Raw genomic sequence first — 15741 nt, forward strand, 5'->3', positions numbered from 1 at the left:
CGGTCTCAGATGTCTGTGGCGGTGTGCATGCACCGCAGGAACAGCTCATCCTCGCATTTGAGGACAGCAGCGATGCGCATCCCGGTTGGTAGTGCCTGCGCAGAGTTCGCGATCCTGCGCGCGTCGCCGGCTTCCAGGGTGGCGGCGACAGTCAGGCAGATCTCATCCACGGCACCGGCGACGATGAACGACCCAAACAAGCTCGGCCCTCCCTCGGAATGGATGTGAACCAGGCCTCGCGCTGCGAGATCTTCGCGGACCAGCCACGGGTCGAGGTGTTCTGTGCCAGCGGGCACGATGTCGGCCACCGCGCTGAGCGCCTCGCGGCGTTCGGCGGGCGCCGTGCTCACGGTATAGATGATCGGACGCACCGGTGCCTCGGTGAAGACGTCGGACTTCGGGTCCAGATCGAGGCTGCCGGAGACCAGTGCGAAGACAGGTTGCTCTTCCATGCCGTGATCACGACGCCAGGCGACCGCGTCGTTGGCGAGCCGCATCGCGCCGTAGCCCTCCGTACGCACAGTACCGGCGCCGACGAGAATGACGTCCGCCTGTCTGCGCAGCAGTTCGAACAGCCGCCCATCACCGTCTCCACCGAGACCGCCCGATCGACCGTCGCGTGTGGCCGCCCCATCGATGCTCGAGACGAAGTTCATCCGCAACCAGGGGCCTTCCGGGAACTCGTACGTCGCCAGAAGGCTGTCGTCATCGATCTGTGCCAGGGGTTCTGGCCAGAGACGAGTGATGTCAGCGTTCATACGTTTCCCGTCGGGTGCATGTTGTGTGCGAGACGCGCGGGTTGCCGCATCCCGAGGATGCTCTCCACCATACGCACTGCGTCAACCGTGGCTTCGACGTCATGCATCCTGACAATTCGTGCGCCTCTCTCAATGCACGCCACCATGGCTGCAAGGGATCCGGCGAGGCGATGGCCCTGTTCGCGGTCGATCGATTCGCCGATGAAATCCTTGTTCGACACCGCCGCGAGCACGGGCAGGTTCAGGGCGGTGAGCTCATCGAAGCGCCGAGTCAGCTCGAGGGAGTGCAGTGTGTTCTTATCGAGGTCATGGCCCGGATCGATGATGATCCGGCTGCGCGGTACCCCGGCGGCTTCTGCGCGGGCGACACGCTGCTGGAGGAAAGCCCGCACCGCGCCCACGACGTCATCGAACTGTGCGGCAGGCTTCTCGACTCGCGGCGGGCCGACGCTGTGGGTGATGACGATCTGTGCATCAGTGGAGGAGATCACCTCAGCCATCTCGGGGTCCCCGAGTCCGCTGGTGTCATTGATGACGGCGGCTCCCGCTGTGATTGCGGCGCGCGCGACGACGGCACGGTTGGTGTCGACCGAGACGACCACATCGCTCACCCGAGTGATCGCCTCGACCACCGGAACGATGCGGTCGATCTCCTCGGAAATCGACACCGGCGCACCTCGCCCGAACGGCACACCTCCGATATCGACCCAGTCCGCTCCCAGGCGGGCTGCGGTCAATGCCGCATCTACGGCGCGGTCGAGCGCGAATGTGGCTCCGTGGTCGTAGAACGAATCGGGCGTGCGGTTGACAACCGCCATCACTGCGATCTGACGATTGAAATCGAAGCGCCGCCGACCGATTATCCGCTCTGCTGCGGTCGTCTCTTCGCGAAACTCAGAGCCGAGCATAGGGGATCTCCGGATCGATCAGTCTTTCCGGGTCGACCGGAGAATGCGAGACGATGAGCGGTTTGATCTCTTCGAGCACATCCCAGACGTTCACGGCCATCGCCGCGAGGATGCAGCAGTCACTGTCCAACCAGAAGGCGACGAACTCACGATCGGCGACGCTCCCTCGAACCACCACGTGATGGTCGGCCCCGGGTGCGACGAAGCCGATGTATTCACAACCGAGGTCATACTGATCACTGTAGAAATAGGGCAGCTCCGAGTAAGTGGCGTCGTTGCCGAGAAGAGCTGAGACGGCAGCCGCGGGCTGGTTCAAGGCGCTGGCCCAATGCTCGACCCGCACTCGATGACTGAGAATCGGATGCTGCTGATTCGCGATGTCGCCGACGGCGAAGACATCCGGATCATTGCTTCGAAGTGAGGCGTCCACCAGCACGCCGTTATCGACATCTAACCCAGCGGCGAGGGCGAGACCAACTTCGGGCACAACACCGATACCGACCACGATCGCATCTGCAGACACGATCTCGCCTCCTGCCAGGCGCACCCCGGTGGCACGTCCGTCCGCTGTCGTGATCGCTTCGACTTTGACGTCGACGCGCACATCTACCTGGTGAGCGGTGTGCAGATCAGTGAACACCTGTGCGACCTGCGCACCGAGAACCTTGAGGAGAGGAAGTTTCCCGCCTTCGAGGATCGTCACCGTCGTCGAAGCCGCACGTGCAGCTGCTGCGACCTCGAGGCCGATCCACCCGCCACCGATGATGACGAGTTTCTTACCGGCACCGAATGTCTTTCGAATCGCGTCAGATTCCTCGAGCGTTCGCAGATAGTGGATGCCGTCAGCATCCGCCCCTTCTATGGAGAGATGCCGCGCGGTGGATCCGGTTGCAAGGACGAGCTTGTCGTACGGGAGCGAGGAGTCATCATCGAGCCTGACGACATGTCCAACGGTATCGATCGAGGTGGCTGTGGTCCCTTCCCGCACAACCACGTCATTGTCGCGGTACCAGTCAGCAGAGTGCACAAGGGCGTCGTCGAACGAGGACTTGCCTGCCAGATAGTCCTTCGACAACGAAGGACGCTCGTACGGCAGGTGTCGCTCTGCGGCGATCAGAGTTATTGCCCCCTGGTATCCGTCATCACGCAACGCTTGGGCCGTCTTGCCTGCGGCGAGGCCACCCCCGATGACGATGACGCGGTGAATGGTGTTCATCAGATCTCCCTTCGCAAATACCCACTGCGCTATGCGCGGCTGCGGTCGGCGAGTGACAGGAACTCCTGCCTCGAGACCGGGTTCTCTCGCAACTGCCCGAGCATCGTCGATGTGAGAGTGCTGGACCCGGTCGCATGCGCCCCGCGAAGCGTCATGCACGAATGCTCGGCCTCGATGATGACGCCGACGCCCTGCGGGGCCAGGTGATCTTGCAGCCACTGTGCGACCTGTGTGGTCAGGCGTTCCTGGGTCTGCGGACGGCAGGCAAAGTGCTCCACGACGCGTGCCAGCTTCGACAGACCGACGATGCGCTCGCCGGGGAGGTAGCCGACGCTCGCGCGTCCGATGAACGGCAGCATGTGGTGCTCGCAGATCGAGCGCAGCGGGATGTCACGCACGATCACCATCTCGTCGTAGCCCTCATCATTCGGAAAGGTCGTCAGATCGAACTCCCGTGGTGCGAGCATCTCGGCCCACGCTCGCGCCATCCGCTGTGGTGTCGCTGCGAGGTGCGGCGAGTCCAATGACACACCCAGTGCGCGCAAAAAGTCACCAGCGGCTAGTTCCGCACGGGCAAGATCTGGCTTATCCATCGCGCCACTGACATGCAGAGGCGTGATTTGACGGCTGAGAACTGATTCGGACATCTTTGCCCACCGATCTACAAATAATTTGAATTAGTTTTAGAGTGGCACTCTGATCGGGTTTCGTCAAGGTAGCCTGGTTTTAGAAAGGATCTCTACGATGAACCCGACCGATCACCAGGGCAATCTGGACGAACTCGCCCTGCTCGCGGACGAGATCCGACGACGGCTGTACGAGTTCATCGCTGCACGCGGTGACAGCGTCACACGCGAAGAGGTCGCGACCGCCATCGGTATCAGCCGCAGTCTGGCCGCTTACCACCTCGACCGGCTTGCCCATGCCGGCCTGTTGGAAGTCACCTTCGCGCGCTCGAACGGCAAAACCGGCCCGGGCTCCGGTCGTCCCGCCAAACGCTATTCGCGCAGCCAGCTGGAGCTCACGATCAACGTTCCTCCTCGCAACTACAGCCTGCTGGCAAAGCTCTTGGCCACGGCCGCCGATGCTGCGCCCTCGGGCGAGTTCCGCGCGGCTCTTTCTTCAGCTTCCGCCCAGGAGGGCGCCGCGCTGGGCGCGCAGACCGGAGACATCTCGACCGCCCTCACCACCGCTGGGTTCGAGCCGATCCTCACGGAAAATCAGGATCTCATCCTGCGCAACTGCCCCTTCCACAGCGTGGCGCAGGAACACAGCGATCTTGCCTGCAACCTCAACCACGCGTTCATCCGAGGCGCTCTCGAGGGCGTTCTCGCTGATCCTGACCGCGCCGAACTCTCCCCCGGCTGCGGCCGTTGCTGCGTCGTCATCCACGCGGATGCGCCGGTGTGAGCGCGCTGTCCTGGATGCCCTCCGTCAACCGCCGACCGCAGGCACGACCGTGGTCGTCATGATGAGCAGCTGAGGATCAGCAAGATCCAGCGTGACAACAATGGCGGAGCACTCCTGCAGTGATCGCACGTGCGTACCGCCGCAGAGGATCACGGCATCTCCCTCGGGAAGAGCGCATCGCCAGCGACGCCGATCGATGATCGCCGCGCCGTCCGATTGGATCTCACTCATCGCTCCAGAGTCCACCCATGCCGCCAGTTGCGCGTTGATGTGCCCCTCGCGCGACGTCAGCGTCGCCGAGAAGGTCTCGGAGTCGAAGCCTGCTTTGCGCAGACTCTTACCGAGCCGGTATTCATCGATGCTGCCGTCTTCATGAATGCGGCTCGATTGATTCGCGCGACCCTCGAAATCCGGATTTCCCAGAGCATCAGAACCCGGATCCTTGCGCCACAGATCAGCAACGGCGAGGTCCAGCGCCATCGAGGCCAAGTGGCATGCTGTGTGCCCGCGACTCAGAGCAGCGCGGCGGGCACGATCCACCTCCAGCACCACTCCCGCTCCCGGCGACAACCAGGCCGGGGCATCCGGTAATTCGATGCGATGTCCGACCAGCCACGTCCAACCCTCGGCACCGCGCTTGACGGGAATATCCTCGCCGACGGCAAGAGTCCCGTCGTCGCTCGCAGCCGCCATCATCGATCCGATGACGGGCACCGACTCCTCACCGACTCGAATCACTCCGATATCGCCCGGCTGATCGGGCCAGGTGTGATCGACGGGATGAAAGGGCGTCTCGTCCACGACAATCACCGCTCCGTGCGGCGAAGGCGCGATTCGCACCACCGTTCCGACCCCACTGGTGGCGCCTATCGGAAAGGTGACGATCGTGGAAGACATGAATGTGGCCGATCGTTGACTACGCGGTGATCACCTGAGCGGTACCGGGCTTGGCGTCCGGTCCCATTTCATCGGCGATGCGCTTGGCCTCTTCGATCAGCGTCTTGACGATGTCCGCCTCCGGGACGGTCTTGATGACCTCACCCTTGACGAAGATCTGGCCCTTGCCGTTGCCCGAAGCCACGCCCAGGTCTGCGTCACGCGCTTCACCCGGCCCGTTCACAACACAGCCCATCACCGCGACGCGCAGCGGCACGGTCATGTCTTTGAGCCCCTCGGTCACGCTGTCAGCGAGAGTGTAAACATCGACCTGCGCCCGTCCGCACGACGGGCAGGAGACGATCTCCAGTTTGCGCTCACGCAAATTGAGCGACTGCAGAATCTGGTGTCCGACCTTCACTTCTTCCGCTGGCGGCGCAGACAGCGAGACACGGATCGTGTCGCCGATACCCTCTGACAGCAGAATTCCAAACGCCGTCGCCGACTTGATCGTGCCTTGGAAAGCAGGTCCGGCCTCGGTCACCCCCAGGTGGAGCGGCCAGTCGCCTTGCTCGGAGAGCTGGCGGTAGGCCTTCACCATCACGATGGGATCGTTGTGCTTCACCGAGATCTTGAAGTCATGGAAGTCATGCTCTTCGAAAAGCGAGGCTTCCCAAACCGCGCTCTCCACGAGCGCTTCAGCCGTCGCGCGTCCGTGCTTCTGCAGAATCCGCTTGTCAAGCGAGCCAGCATTCACACCGATGCGAAGAGACACACCAGCGGCCTTGGCGGCAGCCGCGATCTGACCGACGTTGCCGTCGAACTCCCGAATATTGCCGGGGTTCACTCGCACCGCACCGCAGCCGGCATCGATCGCCGAGTAGATGTAGCGCGGCTGGAAGTGAATATCGGCAATCACCGGAATCTGACTCTTCATCGCGATGATCTTCAGTGCGTCCGCGTCATCCTGGTGCGGCACAGCCACGCGTACGATCTCGCAGCCAGAGGCGGTCAGCTCCGCGATCTGCTGAAGGGTTCCGTTGATGTCAGTCGTCTTCGTCGTCGTCATCGACTGGACGCTGATCGGCGCATCACCGCCGACCAGAACCTTGCCGACCCGAATCTGACGGGTCTTACGACGAGGGCTCAACAGTTCGGGGAGACGCGGCATCCCAAGATTCACGGCAGGCACACCTCCAGATTACGCGCACCTGATCAACACTGGCTGGAAGCGACGCGCGCTGCGCTGTGGTAGTTTCAGCCCATGCGTACAACCACCTGGTGGCCCGCCTTCTAGGCGGTGTGTTCGCGTTCCCTCGAATCCAGACCGCCTCCGGGGCGGTCTTTTTAGTGGCCCGAGCCGGAGCCCTGCACAGGAGACCTCGATGACTGACCCCGCAGCCCTGCTCTCTGCCCTGGCGCGAGACGCCGAGGCATCCTTCGTGCTCATCGCCCGCGACGGAGTACAGAGCGTCGAACTGCTCACCGGCGAGATCGACGATGTCGACCTCCTCGCCGACATTCCCCTTCTCATCGACGGCACACCGCGTGAAGTGTTCGCGATGGTCCCCTACCGCCAAGTGCGTGAACGCGGATTCGAAGCAGAGGATGACGGCACACCACTGCGCTGCCTGCTCGTCGATGAGCACCGGCACCTTCCGCTCGGCGATGTGCTCTCCGCACTTCCCGACGCACCGGTCCCCCTGCGCAACTCCGGGTTCGACATCGCCGACGAAGACTACGCCGAGGTCGTCGAGCGCGTCATCGCCGATGAGATCGGACGCGGAGAAGGCGCAAACTTCGTCATCCGCCGCGACTACACCGCAACGGTCGACGCCGATGAGCGCATCGCCGCCCTCACGTGGTTCCGCGCTCTGCTCGAGCATGAGCGCGGCGCCTACTGGACATTCGCCGTCATCACTCCCGGCCACATCGCGGTCGGAGCGAGCCCAGAAGCTCACGTCGTCGCGCGCGACGGCATCGTCACGATGAATCCGATCTCCGGCACGTTCCGTCACCCCGCTGGCGGTGCTACGAAAGAGACGCTCATTGACTTCCTCTCCTCCACGAAGGAGACCGAGGAGCTGTTCATGGTGGTCGATGAAGAGTTGAAGATGATGAGCGCGGTCTGCTCGGACGGCGGGCGGATCACGGGGCCGCACCTCAAGCAGATGTCGCGTCTGACGCACACCGAATACATGCTGCGGGGGCGCAGCCGCCTCGACCCGCGCGACATCCTCCGCGAGACGATGTTTGCTCCGACCGTTACCGGCTCCCCCATGCAGAACGCGTGCGCTGTGATCCGCCGACATGAGACGAAACCGCGCGGCTACTACTCCGGCGTCGCTGCCCTCTTCACTCCCAACGAAGACGGCGGCCATGACGTCGACGCGCCGATCCTCATCCGCACCGTATACCTGGAGAATGGGCAGCTGCGCGTGCCGGTCGGTGCAACGCTCGTGCGCCACTCTGATCCCTATGGCGAGGTCAGCGAGACCCACGGCAAGGCGGCAGGCGTGCTCGGGGCGATCGGAGCGATACCCCGTGACACGGTCGCGGCAGCGAAGGCTGATCCGGACGAGCCGTCGCCCGAAGCTTCTCTCGCCGACGACCCTGAGGTCGCCGAGCTGCTCGCTTCCCGTAATTCACGCCTTGCGGAGTTCTGGCTGAACCCGCAGGAAGACGGATCAACAGGGCCGTTCGCCGGCCGCAGCGCCCTCGTCGTCGATGCGGAAGACCGCTTCACGACGATGCTTGCCCACCAGCTGCACCACCTCGGGCTGGATGCGAGGATCGTCGCGTGGGACCAGGTCACTGATGCCGACATCGATGGTGCCGATCTCCTCGTCGCAGGCCCCGGCCCCGGTGACCCACGAGACGCGTCAACGCCGCGGATCGCCCGCATGCGCGAGGCCGTGGCACAGCGGCTCGAGCACCGCAAGCCGCTGCTTGCCGTTTGCCTGAGCCATCAGATCCTCGCCGACAGCCTCGGCATCGACCTGACCGCGCTGGACGCACCGCACCAGGGCCTGCAGAAGGTCGTACCGGTGTTCGGCGAAGATGCGTCGATCGGGTTTTACAACACCTTCACTGCTCGGGTATCCCCCGGTACGACCACGGCAGGTTCGGCCGAGGTGTCGGCGGATCCGAGTAGCGGCGACGTCTACGCGCTGCGGGGCGAAGGCTTCGCCAGCGTGCAGGGACACCTGGAGTCGATCCTCTCGCGTGACGGCATCCGCACGCTGGAGCGACTCATCACCGCGGCATTCGCCTGAATTCTCCGCGGCACGGCAAGGACGGTCACCAGCTACTCCACGCGACATCGCGTTGTCGTTCGCGTTCGTTGTCAAGAGTTTCGTCGACGGCTTCGTAGTTCAGGTGTGGAGATCGCCATTTGCCGAACGGATCCCACCAGTGCGGTCCGCGAATCTCGGGACGACCGGCGCGCATGCGAACCTCCCAGATGTTCTCATCGAGGGTGCGATGGTGATGCCAACACAGGGGTACCCCGTTGTCGGTGTGCGTCGGCCCGCCTTGGGCATGGTCGATCACATGATGAATTTCACACCATTCCGCGCGGATCGCGCACCCTGGGATCAAACATTTGCGGTCGCGGAGCACGATCGCGCGCCTCTGCCGAACGTTGAAGATCCGAGCGGACGTGCCAATCCCGACGATTGCCCCGTTCTCATCGAACAGCACCCGCTGCACCCCGCCCGCGCAGGCGGCATGGTCAGCGGCGCCGAGGGGAACGGTATAGCCGGCGCCTTCGATCGTGGCGCGCCCGGTGCGGTTCACGAAGTCTTCCGCTCGGACGGACACAACCAGCGTCGGCGCCGCGCCACCGGAAGCCGGCATGCCACCTGAGGCCGCAGTGACCATCAGGATCGTCGCGAATGCGTCATGGCGTCGCTGTGCATGGGTACGAAGATCGGCGGATTCCACCGGTGGACACGTCGCCCGATGCGCAGGTAGCCCGTCAGCCCGCATATCGGCACCATCGTTAGCGTCGGCACCATCGTTAGCGGCCGGCGCAGTGTCCGCGCCGGCATCCGGCCCATCATCCGAGGGGCGGAAGTGCACACGACCCCCGGCGTTTGGTTCGCCGTCGATCTTGGGGTTCATCTGGGCATCGAGAAGCTTCTGCAACTGCGCGGCGACCTCTGGCAGCAGCTCCCCCGCACCGGGACAGATCCACCGCGCAGCTTGCCGATCGTGAAGTGCCGGCGTCGCTTACCCGCCCGATCGTCGTCTGGCTCAGGCCCATCTAGATTGAGACGGGCAATGATGTGCGCGGTCAGTCCGGCGAGCTCCTCCGTCGTTGGCGCCGGAGCACGCTCCCCCGCAGCATCCGCCGCATCGCCTGCGGCTTCCACGTCGATTCCGCGTGCGAATCGTGCGAGCAAGGCGTCTGCGGCCAGCCGGTCTGCGGTCTCGATCCGCGCTGCATTCTGCAGCGGAACCACACATGCCAGGTACCCGATCAGTGACAGCTCACCGTCGGCGAGTGCTGCCGATAGCTCGGGGAACGCACCAGGCAGCAACTCCCCCGAAGTGATGCTCAGATCCCGGTGCATCGCGGTTGCCGCCGTCACATAGCGGCGCGCGGCATATCCGTCTACGCGCAATGCCCTCCGCAGCAGCTCGACCGCGTCTCGGCATCCGGCTCGCGTCGACAGCCTCGTCACGCGCTCGCCCTGATCCCGCTGCACCACCCGATCGGTGGCAGAGACGATCGCACCGTCGATCCGGCGTTGAATCCGCCCCAGCGTCTGCAGCGCCGTCACCAGCTCGCCATCAGTGACCAGCCGCACATCCTCGCCCGCAGCGAGAGAATCGGCAAGGTGCCGATCGATCTGCTGGAGCTGTTCTGCAAGGAATGTCATACCCCCATTCAACAGGGGGCCACCGACATTGATGCGACATAAAACCACCTGATCAGGAGCTATTCACGAACTGTGGATAACTCCCCCAAATCAGGAACCTGTGGAGAAAGAGTGCGCCGGCGGTTGCATCGAACCACGGGAATTATTGGAACAGGTTGATCGGATTCACGACGTCGGCGATCATCAGCAGCGCCCCCATGCCGATCAGCACCACCGCGACGACCACAGTCAGCGGCACGAGCTGTGTCGCATCGACCGGCGCCGGTGGTGGACGACGCCACAGCTTCGCCCACGCACGACGGATGCCATCCCACAGAGCGACCGCGATATGTCCGCCATCCAGCGGCAGCAGCGGGATGAGGTTGAAGACAAACAGGGCGATGTTCAATGAGCCGAGCAGACTCAGCAGAACCACGAAGCGGTCCAGCACCGGTGCATCTGTCGCCGCGACCTCACCGGCAAGACGACCAACGCCAACCACGCTGAGTGGTCCGTTGGGATCACGCTCGGTGCCCGTGACCAGCGACACACCGACATCCCACAGCTTCACCGGCAGTGCGACCACCAGGTTCGCCACGCGCGCCACATTCTCGCCAGCCATTACCGCGCCCGCGCCGATCGGCTGCGGCACCAACCCCATCTGGGCCCCCATGCCGACGTAACCGACCCGCGCCACAATCGGCTGCCCGTCTGCGTCGAGTCGCGGCTGACCCGAAGCGTTCGTCAGCGTGCGCTCAGCGGCGATCGGAGTCAGCGCCAAGGACACATCCGCCCCATCCCGCGAGACGACGAGATCCAGCGTCTCACCCGGAGCCGCCTGCACGATCTGGGTCGCCTCGTCGAACGTGGAGACGGGGGTTCCGTCCAACGAGACCAGTACGTCTCCGGGCAGGATGCCAGCATCCGCTGCCGGCGATGCCGGGTCTCCGGGCTGGCATTCCGTCTGAGATGTCCCCGCCGGAAGCACGCATTCCGTAACCGAGGCAATGGTCGTGGTGCCCTGTTGCAGGCCAATTCCGGATGCCAGCACGGTGAAGATCACAACGGCGAGGATCAGGTTCATCAGCGGTCCGCCGAGCATGATGATGATTCGCTTGTACATCGGCAGCCGGTAGAAGACGCGCTCCTCCGCGCCTTCGGCGATCGTCTCGTCGTTCGCTGCGCGCGCGTCCTGCACGAGTGCACGGAAGAGGCCGCGCGCCGGCTTTCCCTCGGATGCCGGATACATGCCCGACATCGAGATGAATCCGCCCACCGGCAGAGCTTTGAACCCGTACTCGGTCTCGCCGATCCGCTTCGACCAGAGCCTGGGACCGAAGCCGATCATGTACTGTCCCACGCGCACGCCGAACAGCTTCGCGGGGACGAGGTGACCGACCTCGTGCAGCCCGATCGATAGGCCGAGTCCGACCAGCATGAATAGAATGCCGGCGACATAGAGCAGGATTTCCACATGCCAACGGTACTGTGCGCGAACTAGGAATCCGCCGCATAGGCTAAGAGATGTGACCCCTCGGCAGCTGCGTCTCCTCCGCGGAGCTGCCGCATCGTCGATGTCGACCATCATCGCCGCGGTCTCGCACACGATCGGCGGAGGATCACCCCCTCAGCCGTTGCTCGTCCTCGGCCTCAGCATCCTGCTGACACCTCTCGCGGCGTTCCTCGTAGGGCGCACCCTCAGCGTGACGAAGCTGAGCGCGACAGTGGCACTCGCGCAGGCGGCATTCCACGCGCTGTTCGTCGCACTCGGCGCGGCGCTTCGACCGGGAACGAACACAGGCCAGAACAGCCAGCACGCTCACCATGGCCATCACCTGGTGCTGGGATCGATCACTTCATCCATCGCCCCCGATGATTCGATGCTCGGCGCTCACGTCCTCGCGGCCGCCCTTACCGTCGTCCTGCTGTGGCGGGGCGAGCGAATCCTCAGCTTCATCGCACGCTGGGTGCGCGCCGCGCTTGTCCGGCGGTTACCTCGGCTGCACGGCGAGTGGTCAGCCCCGTGCGCGCACGCTGCCGCGGCGCTGCGTCCCAACCACCAACTCTGGGCCAGCGACCTCTCGTTGCGAGGACCACCTGTCTGTCTCCGCGGCCCTTCGCCCGCAGATGTGATCATCGCCGTCTGACGGCACCCTCGCGGCGTCGCGCTCATCGGCGCGCCCGCATGCAGAGACGACTCTGCAGATCCATTGGAGAAACCATGCTTGAAACCACTCGACCCCGCACCACCCGCCGCGCCGCCATCGTGACGGCCCTCGCCGCCGGGATCGTTCTGCTCGCCCCCACCGCAGCCCACGCACACGTCGGAGTAATGCCCGATGCAATCGACGAGGGTGGCTCAGCGGTACTGACGTTCTCTTTCACGCACGGCTGTGAGAATTCGCCTACGACCGCCCTGCGGATCACGATGCCGGAGGGACTCGCATCCGTTGCTCCCACAGTCGACCCGAGCTGGGACATCTCCGTGGAGCGCGCCGACGACGGCCTGGTCTCTGCCGTCACATACACGGCGCTCTCGCCGATTCCCGGCGAGATGCGGGGAGCAGCCAGCATGGCTGTGCAGCTGATGCAGGAAGCGCCGGAGTCGCTCGCGTTTCCCGTAGAACAGCAGTGTGAGAGCGGAGTCAACGAATGGGTTGAGATCGCGGACGCGGGCATCGACCCGCACGACCTCGATTCGCCAGCCCCCGTGGTCGCTGTCGTATCCGGCGAAGCAGCGGCAGAAGCACCGGCCGAGTCACCGGCCGAGTCACCGCTGCCTATCGCGTTCGGTGTCGGGGGCCTGGTGGCTGCTCTCGCAGCACTGACGGTCGCTGTGCTCGCGTACCGGCGTTCATCCTGACGCCTCTTCTGCGCGTCTGACAACGCCCCGAAGGGACGTGCCGACGCTTGTGCGTCGGCACGTCCCTGACAGTTGCGCGTGAGATCATAGAAGGGCTATGTCGACCACTCAGCCCAGTCTTCCGCCCGTGCTCCGACCAGCCGCTCCGCCAAAGCGGGCGCTGACGGATCTCGCCGCCCGCTTTGCCACCGCCACCCGCGGTGAACTTGCCGGTGTCACCCTTTCCGGAATCACCCTCGCAACCGCCGATCTCCGCGCCGGCGAGGCTTTCGTCGCGATCCGTGGCGTCAACAAGCACGGTGCGGAGTTCGCCGTAGCAGCAGCCCAGAAGGGCGCCGTCGCGGTCATCACTGACGCGGCCGGTGCTGAGATCGCGGCCGCTTCCGGGCTCCCCATCATCATCGTCGATGACCCGCGCGGCGTCCTGGGCGCCCTCAGCGCCTGGGTGTACGGCACCGGCGCCGATGACACGCTTCCGCTGCTGTTCGCCGCCACCGGAACCAACGGCAAGACCAGCGTCTCCCATCTGCTGGAGGGCATTCTCCGCCAGATCGAGGTTGTCACCGGGCTCTCCTCCACCGCAGAGCGCCACATCGCCGGCGACGTCATCGTCTCCAGACTCACGACGCCCGAGGCATCCGAGATGCACGCTCTGCTCGCGCTGATGCGTGAGCGCGACGTCGAGGCCGTCGCGGTAGAAGTCAGCGCCCAGGCGCTGTCACGTCACCGCGTCGACGGCATCGTTTTCGATGTCGCCGGCTTCACAAACCTCAGCCATGATCACCTCGACGATTATGCCGACATGCAGGAGTATTTCGCGGCGAAGCTCGCCCTGTTCCGCCCCGATCGCGCCCGGCGTGCCGTGATCTGCCTGGATTCGCCGTCCGGCGCCGATGTCGTCGCGGCCTCAGAGATATCCGTCGTCACTGTCGGCACCCCCGCAATCGCGGCCGATGCCGAGGCCGCGGCGGCCGCCGACTGGGTTGTCACGATCGACGAGGAACGCCAGCGCGGCACCCGTTTCACGATGACGGGTCCCCAGGGTCGATCCCTCACCACGGTTGTTCCCGTCATCGGCCCGCACATGGCCTCCAACGCGGCCCTCGCGATCGTGATGCTGCTGGAAGGCGGGTACGCCTGGGAACGCATCAAGTCGGCGCTTGAGCGCGACGGCCAGATCAACGCCTATCTTCCCGGCCGCACCGAGCTGGTCTCCGGCGACAGCGGCCCCGCGGTATTCGTCGATTTCGGACACACCCCTGACGCCTTTGTGAAGACCCTCGCCGCCGTTCGCCGCGTCACGCCCGGTCGTACCCTGATGCTCTTCGGCGCAGACGGCGACCGCGACGCGACGAAACGGCTCGATATGGGACGAACAGCTGTCGAGGGCAGCGACATCCTCGTCATCACCGACCACCATCCGCGGTTCGAAGATCCGCAGTCGATTCGTGCGACGCTCATCGAGGGCGCACGTAACGCGCAGCCGGATGCCGAGATCCACGAGTATTCCCCGCCAGAAACGGCGATCGTTGCCGCGGTCGCCCTGGTCGGTGACGGTGACGCGATCCTGTGGGCAGGGCCTGGGCATCAGGATTACCGTGACGTCCGCGGTGTGCGCACGCCGTATTCGGCACGCGAACTCGCCCGCCGCGCGCTGCGTGATGCCGGCTGGTCCGTGCCGGAGCCGCACTGGCCGGTGCCGTACGCGGACTGACCTCAGCGCGTGCCGATGAACTGATCTGCCGTTGCGCGAGCCCACGCTTCCGCCTCAGCAAGAGACTCCACGGTCAACTGATCAGGTGAATCGTGCGCATCCACGACGCGGGTGATCGTGTCGACGATGCCGAGGAACGACAGCCGTCCTTCGTGGAAGGCGTCCACGGCCTGCTCGTTGGCAGCATTAAAGACCGCGGGGAAGGTCCGACCCGCACGGCCGACCTGTTTCGCGAGTGCAACAGCGGGGAACGCCTCATCATCGAGCGGCTCGAAGTCCCAGCTGCTCGCCTGCGTCCAATCCAGTGGACGCCCCACCCCACCGATTCGATGTGGCCAGTCCAGCGCGAGCGAGATCGGCAGACGCATGTCGGGCGGCGATGCCTGGGCGATTGTTGACCCGTCGATGAACTCGACCATCGAGTGCACGATCGACTGCGGGTGCACGACAACCTGAATGTCGTCGTAGTCGACGTCGAAGAGCAGGCGCGCCTCGATCACCTCGAGGCCCTTATTGACCAGTGTCGCCGAGTTCGTTGTCACGACGCGGCCCATATTCCAGGTGGGGTGCGCGAGTGCTTCCGCCGGAGTGACATCGTTCATCTGCCGGCGGGTGCGTCCGCGGAATGGCCCCCCGGATGCTGTGACCACGAGCCTGCGGATCTCGGCGTGCGTGCCGGAGCGCAGCGCCTGAGCGAGGGCCGAGTGTTCGGAATCGACCGGAACGATCTGCCCCTCTTTGGCCGCCGCGGTGACCAGCTCGCCGCCGACGATCAGCGACTCCTTGTTCGCGAGCGCGAGCGTGCGGCCAGCCTGGAGCGCCGCCAGCGTCGAGCCGAGCCCGATCGATCCGGTGATCGCGTTCAGCACCACATCTGCGTCGACATCGCGGACGAGCTGTTCGGCCTGCTCCGCACCGAGCGCGGTGTCATCGACGTGGAACTGCTCGGCCTGCTGAGCGAGAAGCTCGGCGTTGCTGCCGGCAGCAAGTCCCACCAGCTCGAACCGCCGCGGATTGGCCCGGATGACGTCAAGGGCCTGTGTGCCGATGGAACCAGTAGAGCCCAGAACGATGATGCGACGCATATCGTCAGCCTATGCCCCGGCGTCGAATCCGGAGCACTCACGGGTA

15 protein-coding genes are annotated in these 15741 nt (G+C 64.7%); 5 read left to right on the plus strand and 10 right to left on the minus strand.

The features are described from left to right. Positions 1-5: 5 nt before the first annotated feature. From ACSU1L_RS03900 to folE, 4 genes are read right to left on the minus strand one after another with little or no spacing between them, the layout of a single operon-like run. Positions 6-758 carry a dihydrofolate reductase family protein gene (locus ACSU1L_RS03900; RefSeq protein WP_439254778.1) on the minus strand — a complete coding sequence of 251 codons (753 nt, stop codon included), beginning with the start codon at positions 756-758 and terminating at the stop codon, positions 6-8. After that, positions 755-1666, minus strand: a complete 912-nt coding sequence (gene folP / locus ACSU1L_RS03905; RefSeq protein WP_438253652.1) for a dihydropteroate synthase — start codon at positions 1664-1666, stop codon at positions 755-757. Before folP ends, ACSU1L_RS03900 begins: the two co-directional genes overlap by 4 nt. Beyond that, the gene (locus ACSU1L_RS03910) at positions 1653-2882 is read right to left on the minus strand and encodes an NAD(P)/FAD-dependent oxidoreductase (RefSeq protein ID WP_439254779.1); all 1230 of its coding nucleotides are present in this window, start codon (positions 2880-2882) and stop codon (positions 1653-1655) included. The genes folP and ACSU1L_RS03910 overlap by 14 nt, the downstream gene beginning before the upstream one ends. A gap of 29 nt (positions 2883-2911) precedes the next feature. Then, entirely contained in the window at positions 2912-3475 is a 564-nt protein-coding gene (folE, locus tag ACSU1L_RS03915; protein WP_438253650.1) for a GTP cyclohydrolase I, read from the minus strand. A 151-nt stretch (positions 3476-3626) separates the two neighbouring features. On the opposite strand from folE, the gene ACSU1L_RS03920 reads away from it, so the two are divergent. Next, entirely contained in the window at positions 3627-4292 is a 666-nt protein-coding gene (locus ACSU1L_RS03920; RefSeq protein WP_438253649.1) for a helix-turn-helix transcriptional regulator, read from the plus strand. 24 nt (positions 4293-4316) lie between these two features. Here the strand turns inward: ACSU1L_RS03920 and ACSU1L_RS03925 are convergent, their stop codons facing one another. Together ACSU1L_RS03925 and ispG are read right to left on the minus strand one after the other, a co-directional pair. After that, positions 4317-5189 (minus strand): hypothetical protein, encoded by an 873-nt coding sequence (locus tag ACSU1L_RS03925; RefSeq protein WP_438253648.1) that lies wholly within the window; start codon positions 5187-5189, stop codon positions 4317-4319. A gap of 19 nt (positions 5190-5208) precedes the next feature. Further along, complete coding sequence (ispG, locus tag ACSU1L_RS03930; RefSeq protein ID WP_438253713.1) at positions 5209-6339, minus strand: flavodoxin-dependent (E)-4-hydroxy-3-methylbut-2-enyl-diphosphate synthase; 1131 nt, start codon at positions 6337-6339, stop codon at positions 5209-5211. A 214-nt stretch (positions 6340-6553) separates the two neighbouring features. Here ispG and ACSU1L_RS03935 point away from each other — a divergent pair, with 214 nt between their 5' ends. Further along, positions 6554-8443: an anthranilate synthase family protein gene (locus ACSU1L_RS03935; protein WP_439254780.1), complete on the plus strand. Its 1890-nt coding sequence runs from the start codon at positions 6554-6556 to the stop codon at positions 8441-8443. A gap of 25 nt (positions 8444-8468) precedes the next feature. On the opposite strand, the gene ACSU1L_RS03940 is transcribed toward ACSU1L_RS03935, so the two are convergent. The 3 genes from ACSU1L_RS03940 to ACSU1L_RS03950 all read right to left on the minus strand — a co-directional run bounded on the left by ACSU1L_RS03940 (position 8469) and on the right by ACSU1L_RS03950 (position 11507). Next, positions 8469-9293 carry a DUF222 domain-containing protein gene (locus ACSU1L_RS03940; protein ID WP_439254781.1) on the minus strand — a complete coding sequence of 275 codons (825 nt, stop codon included), beginning with the start codon at positions 9291-9293 and terminating at the stop codon, positions 8469-8471. Further along, the gene (locus ACSU1L_RS03945; RefSeq protein WP_439254782.1) at positions 9290-10054 is read right to left on the minus strand and encodes a hypothetical protein; all 765 of its coding nucleotides are present in this window, start codon (positions 10052-10054) and stop codon (positions 9290-9292) included. The genes ACSU1L_RS03940 and ACSU1L_RS03945 overlap by 4 nt, the downstream gene beginning before the upstream one ends. 142 nt (positions 10055-10196) lie before the next feature. Further along, positions 10197-11507: a M50 family metallopeptidase gene (locus tag ACSU1L_RS03950; protein WP_439254783.1), complete on the minus strand. Its 1311-nt coding sequence runs from the start codon at positions 11505-11507 to the stop codon at positions 10197-10199. Between the two features lie 52 nt (positions 11508-11559). Between ACSU1L_RS03950 and ACSU1L_RS03955 the strand changes: the two genes are divergently transcribed. The 3 genes from ACSU1L_RS03955 (at position 11560) to ACSU1L_RS03965 (ending at position 14610) form a co-directional block, all read left to right on the plus strand. Further along, on the plus strand, positions 11560-12180 hold the full coding sequence (locus ACSU1L_RS03955; RefSeq protein ID WP_439254784.1) for a hypothetical protein: 621 nt from the start codon (positions 11560-11562) through the stop codon (positions 12178-12180). Between the two features lie 74 nt (positions 12181-12254). Then, the gene (locus tag ACSU1L_RS03960) at positions 12255-12896 is read left to right on the plus strand and encodes a YcnI family copper-binding membrane protein (RefSeq protein ID WP_439254785.1); all 642 of its coding nucleotides are present in this window, start codon (positions 12255-12257) and stop codon (positions 12894-12896) included. Between the two features lie 97 nt (positions 12897-12993). Beyond that, positions 12994-14610, plus strand: coding sequence for a Mur ligase family protein (locus ACSU1L_RS03965; protein ID WP_439254786.1), 1617 nt, complete (start codon positions 12994-12996; stop codon positions 14608-14610). A 2-nt stretch (positions 14611-14612) separates the two neighbouring features. Here the strand turns inward: ACSU1L_RS03965 and dxr are convergent, their stop codons facing one another. Beyond that, complete coding sequence (gene dxr, locus ACSU1L_RS03970) at positions 14613-15695, minus strand: 1-deoxy-D-xylulose-5-phosphate reductoisomerase (RefSeq protein ID WP_438253641.1); 1083 nt, start codon at positions 15693-15695, stop codon at positions 14613-14615. Positions 15696-15741 lie beyond the last annotated feature (46 nt).

It is taken from the genome of Microbacterium sp. A94 (assembly GCF_051842855.1).
GTDB lineage: Bacteria > Actinomycetota > Actinomycetes > Actinomycetales > Microbacteriaceae > Microbacterium.